Below are 16,577 nucleotides of genomic sequence, written 5' to 3' on the forward strand. Positions count from 1 at the left end.
TGTCTGCAGAAGGCTTTGTAAGCGATGCAGAGCCAATATTACGGTTTTACGGAAGGTGAAAAGATGCAGAGAATATTATTAAAATTGAGCGGTGAAGCGCTTGCAGGAGAAAAGAAGCATGGTTTTGACGAGGATACTGTCAGGGCGGTAGCGCTTCAGGTAAAACAGCTGGTGGATGATGGCATTCAGGTCGGCATCGTGATCGGCGGAGGAAACTTCTGGAGAGGACGTACCAGCGAGCACATTGACCGCACCAAAGCGGATCAGATCGGTATGCTTGCGACAGTGATGAACTGCATCTACGTTTCAGAGATTTTCCGTTCGGTTGGCATGATGACCAACATTTTGACACCGTTTGAGTGCGGTTCCTTTACGAAGCTGTTTTCCAAGGATCGCGCGAACAAATATTTCGAAAAAGGAATGGTCGTATTCTTTGCAGGCGGTACGGGACATCCGTATTTTTCCACGGATACCGGCGTTGTGCTGCGCGCTATTGAGGTAGAGGCGGACGTTATTCTGCTCGCTAAGGCGATTGATGGCGTATATGACGATGATCCGGCGAAGAATCCGGCGGCGAAGAAGTATGACGAAGTATCGATTCATGAGGTAATCGAGAAAAACCTGCAGGTAGTGGATATGACTGCATCAATTCTGGCGAGAGACAACAAGATGCCGATGTGGGTATTTGGTTTAAATGAAAAAGACAGCATTGTCAACACAGTAAAGGGCAATTTTACCGGCACCAAGGTAACGGTATAAGGAGGATAGGAGAACAAGATGGACGAGAGATTACAGCAGTTTGAAACAAAAATGGAAAAGACCTGTGAATATCTGGAAGCAGATTTCATGACAATCCGTGCAGGACGCGCCAACCCGCATGTACTGGACAAAATCCGTGTGGATTATTACGGTTCTCCCACGCCGCTGCAGCAGGTGGGCAATGTAACTGTTCCCGAACCCCGCATGATCCAGATTGCACCTTGGGAAAAATCCCTGATCAAAGCAATCGAAAAAGCAATTATGGCGTCCGATATCGGCATCACCCCATCTAACGATGGTAATGTGATCCGTCTGGTATTCCCGGAGGTAACAGAGGAACGCCGTAAAGCGCTGGTAAAGGACGTTAAGAAAAAGGGCGAGGACGCAAAGGTTGCAGTCCGCAATGTCCGCCGTGATGGCAATGATTTTTTAAAGAAGCTGGGCAAGGAAGACGTTTCTGAGGATGAAATCAAGGAGCTGGAAGATCAGCTGCAGAAGCTGACTGACAAGTTCGGCAAGGATATCGACAAGCTGGTAGAAGCAAAATCCAAAGAGATTATGACCGTTTAAAACGGATACAAAAGTACATTCTGCTAGGATGAACAATGGAATGTACACGCTGAAAGCATTATATTGTCATGAATAGTGAGGGAGAAGGGGGCAGGCTGGGCTTGTCCCCTTCTCTCAGATAGGAGAAAAGAAAGAATGAATATTCCGAATCATGTGGCGATTATTCTGGATGGAAACGGCAGATGGGCAAAGGCAAAGGGCATGCCGCGTAACTACGGACATGTGCAGGGGGCAAAGACCGTAGAACAGATCTGCGAGGATGCATGGAATTTGGGCATCCATTATCTGACGGTATATGCGTTTTCCACTGAAAACTGGAATCGCCCCAAGGATGAAGTATCCGCGCTGATGACGCTTCTGCGCAATTATATGAAAAGCTGCTTAAAGCGTGCAACACAGAACAATATGTGCGTGCGCGTGATCGGGGATAAGACCGGGCTCGATGATGATATCCGCAAACGGATTGCGGAGCTGGAGGAAGCGACAAAGGACAACACCGGTCTGCATTTTCAGATTGCGATCAATTACGGCGGCAGGGATGAAATCCGCCGCGCTGTGACGAATCTGGCAGAGCAGGTACAGGCAGGGACCCTGCAACCGGAGGAAATTACCGAGGAAAAGATCAGTGCTGCGCTGGATACGGCAGGAATCCCGGAGCCCGACCTTTTGATCCGCACCTGCAATGAGCTTCGGATTTCCAATTTCCTGTTGTGGCAGCTGGCCTACACAGAGTTTTATTTTACACCGGTGGCGTGGCCCGATTTTTCAAAGGCAGAGCTGGAAAAGGCGATTGAGGCATATAATCATAGAGACAGAAGATATGGGCTGGTGAAGGAGGAGTAACAATGTTCTGGACGAGATTGGGCAGCAGCGTTGTGCTGGTTGTGCTGGCACTGATTTTTCTGATCAGTGGAGGTCCTGTTCTGGGAGCGGTGTGTCTGCTGCTTTCCCTGACGGCTTACTACGAGCTGATTAAGGCGTGCCATGTGGAAAAAGATGGCAAATTTACGCTGCTGGAAATCATGGGAGGCTGCGGAATCGTGCTGTATGGCGCAGCGATGATGCTTTCCAAAAATTTTCTCTGGGGAATCGGGGCAATTGTCCTGATGTTTCTGGCAGTGATGTTCGTCTATGTGTTCCATTTTCCCAAATACCATGCAGACCAGGTGATGACTGTTTTTTTCTGTGCATTTTACCCGGGGGTGCTGTTTCCGTTCATCTATCTGACCCGGGAACTGAGCTGGGGAAAATATCTGGTGTGGCTCATTTTTATCAGCTCCTGGATCTGTGATACCTGTGCCTATTTGACCGGTATGGCAATTGGAAAACATAAGCTGGCACCTGTGCTCAGCCCGAAGAAATCGATAGAGGGTGCAATTGGAGGCGTAGTCGGTTCTGCCCTGGTAGGAGCATTATTCGCATGGCTGTTTCTTATTCCGGAGACCGGAAGCGATGCGATGATCTGGGTGGTTGCGCTGATCAGTGCTGCCGGTGCAGTCATTTCCCAGGTAGGAGATCTTTCAGCGTCTGCAATCAAACGAAATCACGATATTAAAGATTACGGAAAGATAATTCCGGGACACGGCGGGATCATGGATCGGTTCGACAGTGTGTTATTTACCGCACCGGTGATCTATTTCCTTTCGGTCATTTTGCTCGGAGCGGTTCATTAAAAAAATGGTTTCGGATTTTTCCGGAATTGTGTATAAGCGGGTACAGGAGAGGAAAACTATATGAAAAAAGTAGCAATATTGGGTTCTACGGGGTCAATCGGAACCCAGACCCTGGAAATTATCCGGGATAATGAGGATTTACAGGCGGTTGCGCTGGCAGCAGGGCAGAATGTCGATCTGATGGAAAAACAGATTCGGGAATTTCATCCGCAGATCGCGGGAATGTGGAGTGAGGAAGCGGCGGCTGACCTTCGGCAGAGAGTTTCAGATCTTCCGGTCAAAATCGTGTGCGGGATGGACGGACTGCTGGAAATCGCGTCTTTCCCGGAAAGCGACGTTGTCGTTACGGCGGTGGTCGGCATGATCGGTATCCGTCCGACCATCGCAGCGATTGAAAGCGGAAAGACGATTGCGCTTGCCAATAAAGAAACATTGGTGACAGCAGGACATATCATCATGCCGCTGGCCGCTCAAAGAAAGGTTCCGATTTTGCCGGTAGACAGTGAGCATTCCGCAATTTTCCAGTCTTTACAGGGAAGAGCGGATAATCAGATCCACAGAATCTTGCTGACAGCCTCCGGCGGTCCGTTCCGCGGAAAAAAGCGTGCGGACTTAGAGCAGATGACGCTGGAGGATGCGTTGAAGCATCCGAACTGGTCGATGGGCAAAAAGGTGACAATTGATTCGGCATCCCTCGTCAATAAGGGGCTGGAAGTGATGGAAGCGAAGTGGCTGTTTGACGTATCTCTTGATCAGATTCAGGTTGTTGTGCATCCGCAGAGCATTGTGCATTCCGCAGTGGAATATGACGATGGTGCGGTGATTGCACAGCTCGGGCTTCCGGATATGAAGCTGCCAATCCAGTATGCCCTCGTTTATCCGGAAAGAAGACCGATGAACGCGCCATTTATGGATCTGTTTGCAATCCATCAGCTGACCTTTGAAGCACCGGACACCGAGACGTTTCCGGGACTTGCGCTCGCCTATCGGGCGGCAAGAGAAGGCGGCAGTATGCCGACCGTTTTCAATGCGGCGAATGAAATGGCTGTCAAGCTTCTGCTTCAGAAAAAGATCCGTTTCGTGCAGATTCCGGAAATCCTGGAAATGGCGATGGAGCATCATCATACTATAGAAAATCCTGATGTGGTGCAGATCCTTCAGGCAGAGGCTGAGACCTATGAACAAATCAGGCAGGAGATGAAACTTTGATCGGAACAATCATCATTTTTTTACTGATCTTTTTCGTGATCGTAATGGGACACGAATTTGGTCATTTCCTGATTGCAAAAGTGAACGGCATCCGTGTGAATGAATTTGCAATCGGGATGGGACCGAAGATTGCAGGCTTTAAAAAGGGGGAAACGGAATATGTGCTGCGGGCGTTCCCGTTGGGCGGCGCATGCATTTTTGAAGGGGAAGACGGACTGGAAGCGGCGAAAGAAGAGGCATCTGCCGCAGGCACGCCGGCGGATAAAACCGGACGGGGCGCTTTGCGGAATGTGCCGGTGGATGTGGATCGCGGAAATTTCCAGAACGCGCCGGTATGGAGCCGGATTGCCACTGTTTTTGCCGGACCGTTGTTTAACTTTTTACTGGCATTTATTTTCGCAATTATGGTTGCGGGTTACGCCGGTGCAGATCTGCCGGTGCTTGGCAGCGTAGTGGAGGGTTCTGCAGCGGAGGCAGCCGGAATGCAGGCGGGAGACAAAATCCTGCGGTTTAACAGCAAAATCAATCTGGCACGGGAAATTTCCCTGGAAATGGCATTGAATAAAACCGGAGAGCCTGTAAAAGTGGTATATGAGCGTGACGGTCAGGAGTATGAAACGACGCTGACGCCGATTTATAACGAAGAAGCAGGTAAATATCTGGTCGGCTTTCAGAATTATGCGTCCTATGATGAGGCGAAGGGGACAAAGCTGTTCCGTTATGCCTGGTACCAGCTGCGCTTTTGCATAAAAAATTCCGTGCTGAGCGTGAAATCCCTGGTAGAGGGTAAGTTGTCCAAGAACGACGTGGCAGGACCGGTTGGCATGGCACAGATCGTGGATCAGGTGAAAACAGCTGCAGAACCCGGCGGACCGATGCTTGTGTTCATGAACATGGTCAATCTGGCGATGCTTCTGTCAGTCAGCCTGGGCGTGATGAATTTGCTTCCGCTGCCCGCACTGGACGGTGGCAGACTGGTATTTTTGTTCCTGGAGGTACTTCGTGGAAAACCGATCCCACCGGAAAAAGAAGGCGTCATTCATTTCGCGGGCTTTGTCGCACTGATGGTTCTGATGGTGTTTGTGATGTTCAATGATATTCAGAGAATTATCGGGTGAAAAGGTTTCGGATAGGAACCCGCTTGGGCGGCTGCCCCATTCCAAAAGATGGTGCAGCCGCTCAAGTTATTTATTTCATAGGAAAATACGTCCTATGAAATAAAAACGCTCCGCGCGGATCGCACTGCAGCGGAATGGAAGAATGTCGCTTGCGCGACCCGCCGCAGGCGGAGAATCCTGCTTCGCAGGATTCTTTTTTATACAGTTTATAACAATAGAATGCTCGCAGAGCGTGCATTCTATTGTGTATACAGAAAATAAGCCGTCAGAATCAACATTCTAACGGCTTATTTTGGATGGACCCGATGGGATTCGAACCCACGGTCTCTGCGTTGCGAACGCAGCGCTTTCCCAGCTAAGCTACGAGCCCAAACATAATTTATGAAGAAAAATCAGACCTTTCATAAAAGGCACTGATATGGAAGCAACGGGGCTCGAACCCGTGACCTCTCGCGTGTGAGGCGAACGCTCATCCCGGCTGAGCTATACTTCCGTTTCCTGCTAAAGTTTATTTTAGCACTTTCCAGGCAGGAATCAAGTGGCAGATGGAAAAAAATGCTGTTCACAGTCATGCTGTTATAAGCAGACGTACCGTTTGCAAACTGAAGCGGTACAGCGTTTGCAAACGCTGCAGTTACTGTGATTCATGACATAGAATGCTCGCAGAGCGTGCATTCTATTGTTTTTTATCAGAACGACTGTGACGGGAGCGGTGTTCTGTGGTGTCTGTTTCTTTTGCGCTGCAGCTGTCGATCAGTTTTTCAATCAACATTTTTTTAACATAGACGTCAAAACTGAGCATGCAGATGAAAGAAAAGGTCTGGAGAAATTCCTGATCCTCTGTGGCAGCATCCGAAAAGGTTTCCTGAGCTTTGTGATATTTGCGTACGACGTCCTGCTTCATTACTTCAACTTCTTCCCGCTCGAGACTAAACACCTCGTTATAGATCGTTTCAAGCTTCAGCCCTTCGTTTCCGGCAAAGAAACGGTCGGTAATCGGTTTTAATACGGTCTGAATGTCGCTGATTGACAGGATGCCCTTGAAATAATAGATAAAAATCAAAAGCAGCATGTGCTCGCGGGAATATTTCTTGCGGACGGGCGGCGGCAGCAGGTCGTTTTTGGCGTAGTTGTTGATCATGGTTTTGGTCAGGATCTTGTCCACTTCGGGATTACGGGCAGCATTTTTCAGACGGCTGTCCATAAAAGTCGTCACCTGATCCATGTATAATTCGATATCTGGGATATCATCCGGACGGATATAATCAATACGGTCCAGACTATCCAAAATACTTTGTAAAAGATCCCCTGTTTCCAGTGTCATATGAAATGCTCCTGTTTTCCATAAGATAATGAAGATTGTTTAATGAATTCATTATATAGTATTCAAAACCAGATGACAAGAGAAAAGAAACTCAATATAGAAAGACCATTCTGTGAAGGGACAGCACATGGGACAATAGGAGCGCATAGGATAAAGAAACATGTGTTGAGGAAGCAGCTATTTTATGAAAAAAAGAAGATGGATATGTCTGGCGCTGACAGCGGCGTTGACGATTGGCATGCTGGCAGGTTGCGGGCAGAAGAAAGATTTATCGGATGGAGGGGAGAAAAAGAAACTTCAGAAGGTTACGTTGAACGAGGTGGCGCATTCCATATTTTATGCGCCAATGTATGTGGCAATAGAAGAGGGCTATTTTAGAGAAGAGGGCATTGATCTGACGCTGGTGACAGGATTCGGTGCGGATAAGACCGTTACGGCAGTGTTGGCGGGAGAGGCGGATATCGGTTTCATGGGCTCCGAATCAACGATATATACAAAAAACGGCGGAGCCGAGGATTATCTGATCAATTTCGCACAGCTGACGCAGCGTGCCGGAAACTTCCTCGTTGCGAGGGAACCGATCGAGAATTTCGAGTGGGATATGCTGAAGGGCAAAAAAGTGCTGGGCGGCAGGGCAGGCGGCATGCCGGAAATGGTATTTGAATATATTTTAAAGCAGTACAACATTGATCCGACCGAAGATCTTTCCATCGACCAGAGCATCGATTTTGGTTCCACGGCAGCAGCATTTTCCGGCGGGCAGGGGGACTTCACAGTAGAATTCGAGCCTCATGCAACTGCCCTGGAGCAAAAAGGTGACGGCTATGTTGTCGCTTCGCTGGGAGAAGAGTCCGGTTATGTGCCCTATACGGCATTTTCTGCGAAAAAGAGTTATCTGGAAGCGCACCCGGATACCGTGCAGGCCTTTGTAAATGCGCTGCAGCGCGGCATGGAAAAGGTATCACAGAGCACGCCGGAAGAAATCGCAAAGATGATTGCGCCGCAGTTCCCGGAAACGGACGAAGCGGTGCTGACGGCGATTGTGAGACGCTATGTCGAGCAGGATACGTGGAAAACCGACCTGATTTTCTCGGAGGATGCATTTGTTCTGCTGCAGGATATTCTGGAAGAGGGCGGCGAGCTGACAAACCGCGTTGCATATGAAGATCTGGTCAATACAGAGTTTGCAAAAAAGGCGCTGGAGCGCTGAGCGTTTTGAAAACAGCAGCAAAAAAAGAGCGGAGACGCCGGAAAAGTTTTCCGGAGCCTTCGCTCTTTTTTACTCATGTAATGTAGACAAAATGTGTGCATTACGGTGTTCACCGGATCCGATTCCAAATCCTGTTGCAGGGTACCCCCTCTTGGACCTGCGGGACTTACTGTTCCGAATCGGGTTCGGAAGCTTCTGCCATTCTGGAGAAAACCAACTCGTAGCCGTCGTTGCCGTAATTTAAGGAACGGTTGACGCGGCTGATTGTAGCAGTGGAAGCGCCTGTTTTTTCTGCGATATCCAGATAGGTTTTGCCTTCCTTTAGCATGGCTGCAACCTCAAAACGCTGGGAGAGGGAAAGCAGCTCATTGACAGTGCAGAGATCTTCGAAAAATGCGTAGCATTCTTCCTTGTTCTGCAGGCTCAAGATCGCGTCAAACAGGTGATCTACGGCCTCCGTTTTAATTTTTTTGTTCATCCGACTAACTCCTTTACTTTTCTAATGGAGTGGACTTCGTTCGTCCATATGTTTCTATTTTAACATATTAAAGTCTAAAAGTAAAGCGGACAAAGACAGCGTCTTTCGTCTTGTATCGCAGACTAAAATCTGTTAAAATCGAAAAGACACTTATAGATGGAAAAAAACAGGAAACAGTGGGGAACTATGAGCATTTACGATACCTTAAATGACAGACAGCGGGAAGCTGTTTTTAAAACAAAGGGACCGGTGCTGATTCTGGCGGGAGCGGGAAGCGGAAAGACCAGGGTGTTGACGCACCGTATTTCCTATCTGATTGAGCACGAAGGCGTAAAGCCGTGGAATATTCTGGCGATCACCTTTACCAATAAAGCTGCCGGGGAGATGCGTGAACGAGTGGACGATCTGATCGGGCACGGCGCGGAACAGATCTGGGTTTCGACGTTTCACTCCACCTGCGTGCGGATTCTGAGACGTTACATCGACCACCTCGGCTATTCGACAAATTTTACGATTTACGATACGGATGACAGCAAGAACATCATCAAAGAGGTCTGCAAAAAGCTGCAGATTGATACGAAGGTTTATAAGGAACGGAGCCTGATGTCCGCAATTTCTTCCGCAAAGGACGAGCTGATTTCCCCGACGGAATATGCGCTCTCCGCGATGGGAGATTTTTCCAAGCAGAAAATCGCGTCCGTTTATCAGGAATATCAGGCAGCTCTGAAAAAGAACAATGCACTCGATTTTGATGACCTGATTGTCAAAACCGTAGAGCTGTTCAAAACCAGTCCAGAGGTGCTTGCGTACTATCAGGAGCGTTTTTTGTACATTATGGTGGATGAGTATCAGGATACCAACACGGCGCAGTTTGAGCTGATCCGTTTGCTGGCGGATAAATACCGCAATCTTTGTGTTGTAGGTGATGACGATCAGTCGATCTACAAGTTCCGGGGTGCCAACATCAACAATATTCTGGATTATGAAAAATATTTTCCGGAAGCTGCGGTCATCAAGCTGGAGCAAAACTACCGTTCGACCCAGACGATTCTGGATGCTGCCAACGAGGTGATCCAAAACAACGTGGAACGAAAAAAGAAGATTCTCTGGACAGATAAGGGTGAAGGCAGCCTGATCCATTTTAAACAGTTGGATACTGCATATGAAGAGGCGGAATTTATTGCAGATGATGTTTGCAAAAGAAAACGGAATCGGACAGCAGATTATAAAGACTGTGCAGTGCTTTACCGGACCAATGCCCAGGCGCGACTGCTGGAGGAACGGTTTATTATAGAAGGGATTCCCTATGATGTGGTCGGCGGCGTCAATTTCTATGCGAGAAAAGAAATTAAGGACATTTTGGCATATTTAAAGACGATTGACAACGGACAGGACGACTTGCAGGTGCGCAGAATTATCAATATTCCGAAGCGTGGAATCGGTGCAACAACAGTCAACCGCGTGCAGGCATATGCGGAAGAAAACGAAATGAGCTTTTACGATGCCCTGCGGCAGGCGGATCAGATTCCCGGGCTTGGCAGAAGCGCATCGAAGCTGGAGCCGTTTGTGACGCTGATCCAGTCCTTTCGGGCGAAGCTGGAATATTATACATTAAAACAGCTGTTGGATGATATCGTAGAATCCACCGGCTATGTAAAAGAGTTGCAGGAGTCGGATGATGAGGAGGCGGAGGACAGAATCGCCAACATCAACGAATTAATTTCCAAGGTGGTTGCGTTTGAAGCGGCACACGAGGATGCGACGCTGAGCAGCTTTTTGCAGGAGGTTGCGCTGGTTGCGGATATTGATGGCGTGGAATCCGACAATAATAAAGTGCTTCTGATGACGCTGCATTCCGCAAAGGGACTGGAGTTTCCGATCGTTTATCTGGCTGGCATGGAGGATGGCATATTCCCAAGCTATATGAGCATCATGGACGACGACCCGACTGCGATTGAGGAAGAACGTCGTCTGGCATATGTCGGAATCACCCGTGCGCGGGAGGAACTTACGATCACCTGTGCAAAGCAACGTATGATTCGTGGCGAGACGCAGTATAATCCGGTCAGCCGGTTCGTTAAGGAAATTCCCGCAAATCTGCTCGACCAGAGGGTAGGAGGATCGAAACGGTTTTCCTTTGAAAAAGAAGAGACGGATGATTACAGCGGTTTTTCAGGATTTTCCGGTTTCTCCGGTTTTTCCGGCTTTGGAGGCGGCAGCTCAAAGAACGAGAGCACAGGCGGATGGAACGGCTTTGGCTCCACCGGACGCAGCAAGACAGGAGGCAGCGGATTTGGAAATAGCAGCTTTGGCACGCTGAATGCAGACACAAGGAGCAGCGCTTCTAAAGGCAGCTTCGCTGCGTCAGGCAAAACAGGCTTTTCCGGGGAAAGTTTTTCGACCGGCAGCTTTACCGGCTATGGAAAGCCAAGGGCAGTTGTGAAGCCGAAAAAAACCGCAGAGGACAGAAAACCTTTTATCGCGCAGGGGCTTGGCAGCTTAAACGGCGTGAACGGAATTTCCAGAGGCTCTGTAAAATCTACAGCGCTGGAATATGGTGTTGGCGACCGTGTGCGGCACTTAAAATACGGCGACGGAACGGTGACGGAGATCGTGGACGATCCGCGGGATTACAAGGTGACGATCCAGTTCGATGGAGCGGGTCAGAAGATTATGTATGCGGCGTTTGCAAAACTGAAAAAACTATAAATTTTCCGGATTCATATAGTAAAAGTAAAAAAAGGGTGGTATGATAAACACGACGATTGAATCATGAAAACAAGCAGAAAGGATGGAAGATAATATGGTAAAACTGGATGAAATTCTGGAAGCGGTGAAGTACAAAGAGGCGGCGAAGAAAAAAGAAGAGAAAAAGACCTGGATTCTCTGGATTCTGGCGATTATCGGCATCGTTGCGGCTGTGGCAGCAGTTGCCTATGCAGTATATCGTTATCTGACTCCGGATTATCTGGAAGATTTTGACGACGACTTTGACGATGATTTTGAGGACGAGGATCTGGACAAGGAAGAACCTGAAAAAGAAGCTTCCGAAGAGAAGAAAGAGGACTAAGGATCGCGGAGACATACCATCAGGAGCAGACAGATCACGGTTTTTGTGTGTCTGAATACCCTTTGGTTTGGAACGGTAGGAACGCGATTTGGAAGTGTGCAGATAAAACTTTATAGGGTTGCGCACGCCGGAGATGACGGGATGTTCTTGCGGGAGCGGAAAAATCAGAAATTTCGCTTTTCGTGGGGACATCCCGTTTTGTAATAAAATATGTTTTTGCATGGCAGTATGTTTGTGGAATGGAGGAGAGATGAAAAAAGGACAGATCAGGACAGGCGTGGTGCGGAATGTGAAATTCCCGAACCGTGCAATGGTGGTGTTGGAGCCGCTGGAAGGTGCGGCAGATGGAGAAGAAATCTGCGAGGTAAAAGGTGCACTGCCGGGACAGAAGATTTCTGTCGTTATAACAAAGGTGCGGAAAGGCAAGGGAGAGGGCAGATTAAAGGAAATTCTGGAAAAATCGCCGATAGAAACTGTCGGTGTTGAAAACGGCGGTTGCCCGCATTTTAATATCTGCGGCGGATGCAGCTATATTTCCATGCCATATGAAGAAAGCCTGAAGATAAAGGAAAACCAGGTCAGGGAGCTGCTGGAGCCGGTGCTTTCCAAACAGCAGAGCGTCTGTCAGATCGAGCCGATCCGTCAGAGCCCTGTTTATTACGGATACCGCAATAAGATGGAATTTACGTTCGGAGACGAGGTAAAGGATGGACCTCTGGCACTGGGCATGCATAAAAAAGGCAGCTTTTATGATATCGTAACGGTGGATGGCTGTCGTCTTGTGGACGACGACTACAGTGCGATCCTGCGGGAGACACTTTATTATTTTGAAGAGAAAAAGACGCCCTTTTATCATCGCTATACCCATGAGGGATATTTGCGGCATCTGCTGGTGCGCAGGGCGTCCAGGACGGGAGAAATCCTTGCAGCGCTTGTAACGACAACGCAGCAGGAAGTTGATCTGGAAAGCTGGAAAGAGCGACTGCTTTCCCTTCCGTTGAACGGAAAATTCGCCGGAATTTTGCATATTACGAACGACTCCATGTCGGATGCGGTCAAGTGCGACAGCAGTGAAATTTTGTACGGCAGGGATTATTTTTATGAAGAGCTGCTTGGACTGAAATTTCGAATTTCGACATTTTCCTTTTTCCAGACGAACACCTGCGGCGCAGAGGTGTTGTATGAGACAGCGCGGGAATATGTCGGCAGCCTGGTAAAGGAAGAGGGAAAGCCGGACAGTATCGTTTACGATCTTTACAGCGGCACAGGTACGATCGCGCAGCTGATGGCACCGGTTGCAAAAAAAGTCATTGGTGTGGAGATTGTGGAGGAGGCAGTTGTTGCTGCGCGGGAAAACGCGAAGCAAAACGGACTGGAGAACTGTGAGTTTATCGCAGGAGATGTTTTAAAGGTACTGGATGAAATCGAAGAAAAGCCGGACTTTATCATTCTCGACCCTCCAAGGGATGGCGTACATCCCAAAGCACTTTCCAGAATCATCGGTTATGGGGTGGAGAAGCTGGTATACATTTCCTGTAAACCGACGAGCCTTGCGCGGGATTTGGAGATTTTCATCGCAAACGGCTATGAGGTGCAGCGGTGTGTCCCTGTGGATCAGTTCCCTTGGACAACCGGGATTGAGACGGTAGTTCTTTTATCCCACAAAAAAGCCGACAGTTATATCCACATTGATGTGGAGTTTGGAGAGGGCGAGGGCAAGATTCCGGTAGATAGTATTGCTAAAAGAGCCGAAGCGTACAAGCCCAAAGAAAAAGTGACCTACAAAATGATTAAGGAGTACATAGAAGCGAAATACGGCTTCAAAGTACATACCGCATATATCGCAGAGGTAAAGAGAGATTTAGGCTTGCCAATGTATGATGCTCCTAATGCGGTAGAAGAATTGAAACAGCCGAGGAAGCATACGACACCAGAAAAGGTAGAAGCAATCAAAGATGCACTTCGGTATTTTGCAGTGATATAAAACTTTACTTACAATCGAATATTTCTTACATAGCCGTTTATTCATTTATTTGAGTAAGCGGCTTTTTTCATCCCTATTTTTCGGAATAGGGATATTTTTTGTAGAAGGAGGAGGTTTATTTGAATACACAAATCATCGCCATCGCCAACCAGAAAGGCGGCGTTGGCAAAACAACAACCTGTGCGAACTTGGGAATAGGTCTGGCACAGGCCGGAAAGAAAGTGCTTCTGATCGACGGGGACCCGCAAGGAAGCCTGACAATCAGCTTGGGAAATCCGCAACCAGACAAGCTGCCATTTACACTGTCGGATGCAATGGGCAAAATTCTGATGGATCAGCCTATACGCCCCGGAGAAGGTATTCTGCATCATGTAGAAGGCGTTGACCTGATGCCTGCGGATATTCAGCTTTCCGGTATGGAGGTTTCTCTGGTAAACGCCATGAGCCGTGAAACGGTTTTACGGCAATATCTGGACACACTAAAGGGACAGTATTCCCATATCCTGATTGACTGTCAGCCCTCGTTGGGGATGCTTACGGTCAATGCGCTGGCGGCTGCGAACAGGATCATAATTCCCGTTCAGGCAGAGTATCTGCCCGCCAAAGGACTGGAACAGCTTTTATCTACGGTCAGCAAGGTAAAGCGGCAGATCAATCCAAAGCTCCAGATTGACGGTATCCTGCTGACGATGGTGGATAACCGCACCAACTTTGCCAAAGAGATTGCTGCTTTGCTGCGGGACACCTATGGAAGTAAAATCAAAGTCTTTGGAACGGAAATCCCCCATTCTGTCCGGGCAAAGGAAATTAGCGCAGAGGGAAAAAGTATTTTCGCCCATGACCCTGGCGGCAAGGTGGCAGAGGGGTATCGAAATCTGACGAAGGAGGTGTTGAAACTTGAAAAGCAGCGCGAAAAAAGTAGAGCTGGCATCGGTAGATGATCTGTTTTCTACGGAGGAGAGCCGTGCCGATGCTCAGAGAGAAAAAGTAGTAGAAATCCCGCTGTCGGAACTGCACCCGTTCAAAAGGCATCCATTCAAAGTCAAGGATGACGAAGCAATGATGGAAACCGCAGACAGTATCAAGCAGTATGGTGTGCTGGTTCCTGCGATTGCCCGCCCTGACCCGGAGGGTGGTTATGAACTGGTGGCCGGACACAGACGGCACAGAGCAAGTGAACTGGCAGAAAAAGAGACCATGCCGGTAATTGTCCGTGATCTGGACGATGACGCTGCCACAATTATTATGGTTGACAGCAACCTGCAACGAGAAAGCCTGCTTCCAAGTGAGAGGGCCTTTGCCTATAAAATGAAGTTGGAGGCTATAAAACATCAGGGAGAACGCTCAGATTTAACTTCTCGCCAAGTTGGCGAGAAGTCGCAGACATCAATTCAGCTGGTTGCAAATCAAGCAGGAGAAAGTCAAAGGCAGGTTCAGAGATTTATTCGCTTGACTGAGCTGATTCCCGAACTGCTGGACATGGTGGATGAAAAGAAAATTGCCTTAAATCCCGCCTATGAGCTGTCCTTTCTCAAAAAGGAGGAACAGGTAGACCTGTTGGACGCGATGGACAGCGAACAGGCTACCCCTTCTCTTTCTCAAGCCCAGCGGCTCAAGAAATACAGTCAGGAGGGGCATCTGACCCTCGATATGATGCGTGTCATCATGGGTGAGGAAAAGAAAAGCGATCTGGACCGAGTGACATTTACCTCTGACACCTTGCGGAAGTATTTTCCTAAAAGCTATACGCCCCAGCGGATGCAGGAAACCATCATCAAGCTGCTGGAGGCATGGCAGAAAAAGCGTCAGAGAGACCAGGAACGATGAAAGGAGCCGCCTATGAAAGATATTTCAGCAAGGGAGCTGAAAGGACATAACATTCTTGCTGTGGAACGCTTTAAGGACAGCACCCGATGGATGATTGAGTTTGTTGTTCTCCATCCGTGCAGTGCTTACGGGAGCAGAGGTGATGAAATGCGTCTGTTTCTTGCAGAGGACAGCTATCAGAACGCTCTCCAAGATCATCAGCGCCGGAAAATCAAAATCAAGCGGTATGCCCGTGTTGTTGAGGGACACATTCTCGACTTTAAGCCGGGAAAGAAATGCACAAGAAAATGTAGAGAAAGTTGAACGCCACAATTCTTTGATTTAGGATTGTGGTTTTTTTGTACCCAAAATTCGGAAGGAGTGAGGTCGATGGCCGTTTTTCGCATTGAACGGACCCGTGATTATACCGTGATGAGCAATCATCATTTACGAAATGCAAACCTGTCGTTAAAAGCCAAGGGACTGCTTTCCATGATGTTATCTTTGCCAGAGGACTGGAACTACACTACCCGTGGTCTTGCAAAGATCTGTAAGGAGGGCGTGGATGCCATAGGCGCTGCGTTGCGGGAATTGGAGGCTGCCGGTTACATTGTGCGGCACAAGCTGCGTGACCGGCAGGGACGCATCAGCGATACAGAGTATGTCATATACGAGCAGCCACAGCTTAGAAAACCGGATACGGATTCACCAGATACGGAAAACCCGTATATGGATAAACCGGATACGGAAAAGCCCGCAGAATTAAATATAGAGAAATCAAATACTCAAAAACAAAATATTTATGGATTAAGTACCGATTCCATTCCCTTCCGGGATTGCGCGGCAGATTGTCTGCCGGAACGGAAAGGAAGGGATGCGATGTCACTCACAGAGATAGAGAGTTATCGGGAATTGATTCAGGAGAATATCGGGTATGAATACCTGTGTCAGCAGTATGAAACTTATCGGGAGGATTTGGATGAGATTGTGGAGCTAATCGTGGAAACGGTCTGTGCAAAGCGAAAGACCACCCGTATTGCAGGAAGTGATTTTCCGCATGAAATCGTTCGTTCCAGGTTCTTGAAGCTGGATAACTCGCACATTGAGTTTATCATGGACTGTTTACAGAAGAACACCACGGAAATTCGCAACATGAAGCAGTATCTTCTGACCGTTCTGTTCAATGCACCGACCACGATAAGCAATCATTACACTTCACAAGTAAATCACGATCTGTATGGCGGCTGGTAAATGGTCGCTTTTTTATTGCCCGGAACTGCCGGGAGAAAGGAGCAAGCATGATGTCTGAGGGAAAGACCATAGGGCAGCTGATGGAAGAAATGCGGGCAAAGGCAGGAGCGCAGAATTATCACGGT

The 16,577-nt window shown here is 48.3% G+C and carries 16 protein-coding genes, 2 tRNA genes and 1 pseudogene; 15 read left to right on the forward strand and 4 right to left on the reverse strand.

The annotated features are described in order from the left end of the window. The first annotated feature begins 63 nt into the window (after positions 1–63). The 6 genes from pyrH (at position 64) to OCV62_RS05850 (ending at position 5,329) form a co-directional block, all read left to right on the forward strand. Complete coding sequence (gene pyrH / locus OCV62_RS05825; RefSeq protein ID WP_262585568.1) at positions 64–759, forward strand: UMP kinase; 696 nt, start codon at positions 64–66, stop codon at positions 757–759. Between the two features lie 18 nt (positions 760–777). After that, positions 778–1,329, forward strand: a complete 552-nt coding sequence (frr, locus tag OCV62_RS05830) for a ribosome recycling factor (RefSeq protein WP_021914409.1) — start codon at positions 778–780, stop codon at positions 1,327–1,329. 135 nt (positions 1,330–1,464) lie between these two features. Next, positions 1,465–2,172 (forward strand): isoprenyl transferase, encoded by a 708-nt coding sequence (locus tag OCV62_RS05835; protein ID WP_117961116.1) that lies wholly within the window; start codon positions 1,465–1,467, stop codon positions 2,170–2,172. Positions 2,173–2,174: 2 nt separating this feature from the next. After that, positions 2,175–3,002 (forward strand): phosphatidate cytidylyltransferase, encoded by an 828-nt coding sequence (locus OCV62_RS05840; RefSeq protein ID WP_262585569.1) that lies wholly within the window; start codon positions 2,175–2,177, stop codon positions 3,000–3,002. 60 nt (positions 3,003–3,062) lie between these two features. Further along, complete coding sequence (locus OCV62_RS05845; RefSeq protein ID WP_262585570.1) at positions 3,063–4,211, forward strand: 1-deoxy-D-xylulose-5-phosphate reductoisomerase; 1,149 nt, start codon at positions 3,063–3,065, stop codon at positions 4,209–4,211. Then, positions 4,208–5,329 carry a M50 family metallopeptidase gene (locus tag OCV62_RS05850; protein ID WP_262585571.1) on the forward strand — a complete coding sequence of 374 codons (1,122 nt, stop codon included), beginning with the start codon at positions 4,208–4,210 and terminating at the stop codon, positions 5,327–5,329. The genes OCV62_RS05845 and OCV62_RS05850 overlap by 4 nt, the downstream gene beginning before the upstream one ends. A 297-nt stretch (positions 5,330–5,626) precedes the next feature. Here the strand turns inward: OCV62_RS05850 and OCV62_RS05855 are convergent. From OCV62_RS05855 to OCV62_RS05865, 3 genes are all read right to left on the reverse strand, one after another. Beyond that, positions 5,627–5,699 (reverse strand) — tRNA-Ala (locus OCV62_RS05855). A 49-nt stretch (positions 5,700–5,748) separates the two neighbouring features. Continuing rightward, positions 5,749–5,822, reverse strand: a tRNA-Val gene (locus OCV62_RS05860). Positions 5,823–6,005: 183 nt separating this feature from the next. Continuing rightward, entirely contained in the window at positions 6,006–6,653 is a 648-nt protein-coding gene (locus OCV62_RS05865; RefSeq protein WP_117960116.1) for a DUF1836 domain-containing protein, read from the reverse strand. Between the two features lie 184 nt (positions 6,654–6,837). On the opposite strand from OCV62_RS05865, the gene OCV62_RS05870 reads away from it, so the two are divergent. Then, positions 6,838–7,863 (forward strand): ABC transporter substrate-binding protein, encoded by a 1,026-nt coding sequence (locus OCV62_RS05870; RefSeq protein WP_262585572.1) that lies wholly within the window; start codon positions 6,838–6,840, stop codon positions 7,861–7,863. Positions 7,864–8,029: 166 nt separating this feature from the next. Here OCV62_RS05870 and OCV62_RS05875 read toward each other — a convergent pair whose 3' ends face one another. Then, the gene (locus tag OCV62_RS05875; protein WP_118763568.1) at positions 8,030–8,341 is read right to left on the reverse strand and encodes a YerC/YecD family TrpR-related protein; all 312 of its coding nucleotides are present in this window, start codon (positions 8,339–8,341) and stop codon (positions 8,030–8,032) included. 186 nt (positions 8,342–8,527) lie between these two features. On the opposite strand from OCV62_RS05875, the gene OCV62_RS05880 reads away from it, so the two are divergent. The 8 genes and pseudogenes from OCV62_RS05880 to OCV62_RS18790 all read left to right on the forward strand — a co-directional run. Next, the gene (locus tag OCV62_RS05880) at positions 8,528–11,050 is read left to right on the forward strand and encodes a UvrD-helicase domain-containing protein (protein ID WP_262585583.1); all 2,523 of its coding nucleotides are present in this window, start codon (positions 8,528–8,530) and stop codon (positions 11,048–11,050) included. A 94-nt stretch (positions 11,051–11,144) separates the two neighbouring features. Next, positions 11,145–11,411: a DUF4366 domain-containing protein gene (locus OCV62_RS05885; protein WP_416822285.1), complete on the forward strand. Its 267-nt coding sequence runs from the start codon at positions 11,145–11,147 to the stop codon at positions 11,409–11,411. Positions 11,412–11,661: 250 nt separating this feature from the next. Further along, entirely contained in the window at positions 11,662–13,395 is a 1,734-nt protein-coding gene (rlmD, locus tag OCV62_RS05890) for a 23S rRNA (uracil(1939)-C(5))-methyltransferase RlmD (protein ID WP_262585574.1), read from the forward strand. Positions 13,396–13,514: 119 nt separating this feature from the next. Then, positions 13,515–14,336: a ParA family protein gene (locus OCV62_RS05895; protein ID WP_156346854.1), complete on the forward strand. Its 822-nt coding sequence runs from the start codon at positions 13,515–13,517 to the stop codon at positions 14,334–14,336. After that, positions 14,293–15,222 (forward strand): ParB/RepB/Spo0J family partition protein, encoded by a 930-nt coding sequence (locus tag OCV62_RS05900; protein ID WP_256167927.1) that lies wholly within the window; start codon positions 14,293–14,295, stop codon positions 15,220–15,222. The genes OCV62_RS05895 and OCV62_RS05900 overlap by 44 nt, the downstream gene beginning before the upstream one ends. Before the next feature lie 12 nt (positions 15,223–15,234). Continuing rightward, complete coding sequence (locus tag OCV62_RS05905; protein WP_262585575.1) at positions 15,235–15,525, forward strand: DUF5720 family protein; 291 nt, start codon at positions 15,235–15,237, stop codon at positions 15,523–15,525. 66 nt (positions 15,526–15,591) lie between these two features. Next, positions 15,592–16,452 (forward strand): helix-turn-helix domain-containing protein, encoded by an 861-nt coding sequence (locus tag OCV62_RS05910; protein WP_262585576.1) that lies wholly within the window; start codon positions 15,592–15,594, stop codon positions 16,450–16,452. A gap of 47 nt (positions 16,453–16,499) precedes the next feature. Next, positions 16,500–16,577 (forward strand): annotated as a pseudogene (locus tag OCV62_RS18790) (DUF5720 family protein); the annotation flags it as partial.

The sequence above is a fragment of the Gallintestinimicrobium propionicum genome (assembly GCF_025567525.1).
Lineage (GTDB): Bacteria > Bacillota > Clostridia > Lachnospirales > Lachnospiraceae > Gallintestinimicrobium > Gallintestinimicrobium propionicum.

Excerpts from the sequence above, each read along its gene's own strand:
- pyrH (WP_262585568.1), top strand. The coding sequence starts at position 64 with ATGCAGAGAATATTATTAAAATTGAGCGGTGAAGCGCTTGCAGGAGAA.
- frr (WP_021914409.1), top strand. The coding sequence starts at position 778 with ATGGACGAGAGATTACAGCAGTTTGAAACAAAAATGGAAAAGACCTGT.
- OCV62_RS05835 (WP_117961116.1), top strand. The coding sequence starts at position 1,465 with ATGAATATTCCGAATCATGTGGCGATTATTCTGGATGGAAACGGCAGA.
- OCV62_RS05840 (WP_262585569.1), top strand. The coding sequence starts at position 2,175 with ATGTTCTGGACGAGATTGGGCAGCAGCGTTGTGCTGGTTGTGCTGGCA.
- OCV62_RS05845 (WP_262585570.1), top strand. The coding sequence starts at position 3,063 with ATGAAAAAAGTAGCAATATTGGGTTCTACGGGGTCAATCGGAACCCAG.
- OCV62_RS05865 (WP_117960116.1), bottom strand. The coding sequence starts at position 6,653 with ATGACACTGGAAACAGGGGATCTTTTACAAAGTATTTTGGATAGTCTG.
- OCV62_RS05870 (WP_262585572.1), top strand. The coding sequence starts at position 6,838 with ATGAAAAAAAGAAGATGGATATGTCTGGCGCTGACAGCGGCGTTGACG.
- OCV62_RS05875 (WP_118763568.1), bottom strand. The coding sequence starts at position 8,341 with ATGAACAAAAAAATTAAAACGGAGGCCGTAGATCACCTGTTTGACGCG.
- OCV62_RS05880 (WP_262585583.1), top strand. The coding sequence starts at position 8,528 with ATGAGCATTTACGATACCTTAAATGACAGACAGCGGGAAGCTGTTTTT.
- OCV62_RS05885 (WP_416822285.1), top strand. The coding sequence starts at position 11,145 with ATGGTAAAACTGGATGAAATTCTGGAAGCGGTGAAGTACAAAGAGGCG.
- rlmD (WP_262585574.1), top strand. The coding sequence starts at position 11,662 with ATGAAAAAAGGACAGATCAGGACAGGCGTGGTGCGGAATGTGAAATTC.
- OCV62_RS05905 (WP_262585575.1), top strand. The coding sequence starts at position 15,235 with ATGAAAGATATTTCAGCAAGGGAGCTGAAAGGACATAACATTCTTGCT.
- OCV62_RS05910 (WP_262585576.1), top strand. The coding sequence starts at position 15,592 with ATGGCCGTTTTTCGCATTGAACGGACCCGTGATTATACCGTGATGAGC.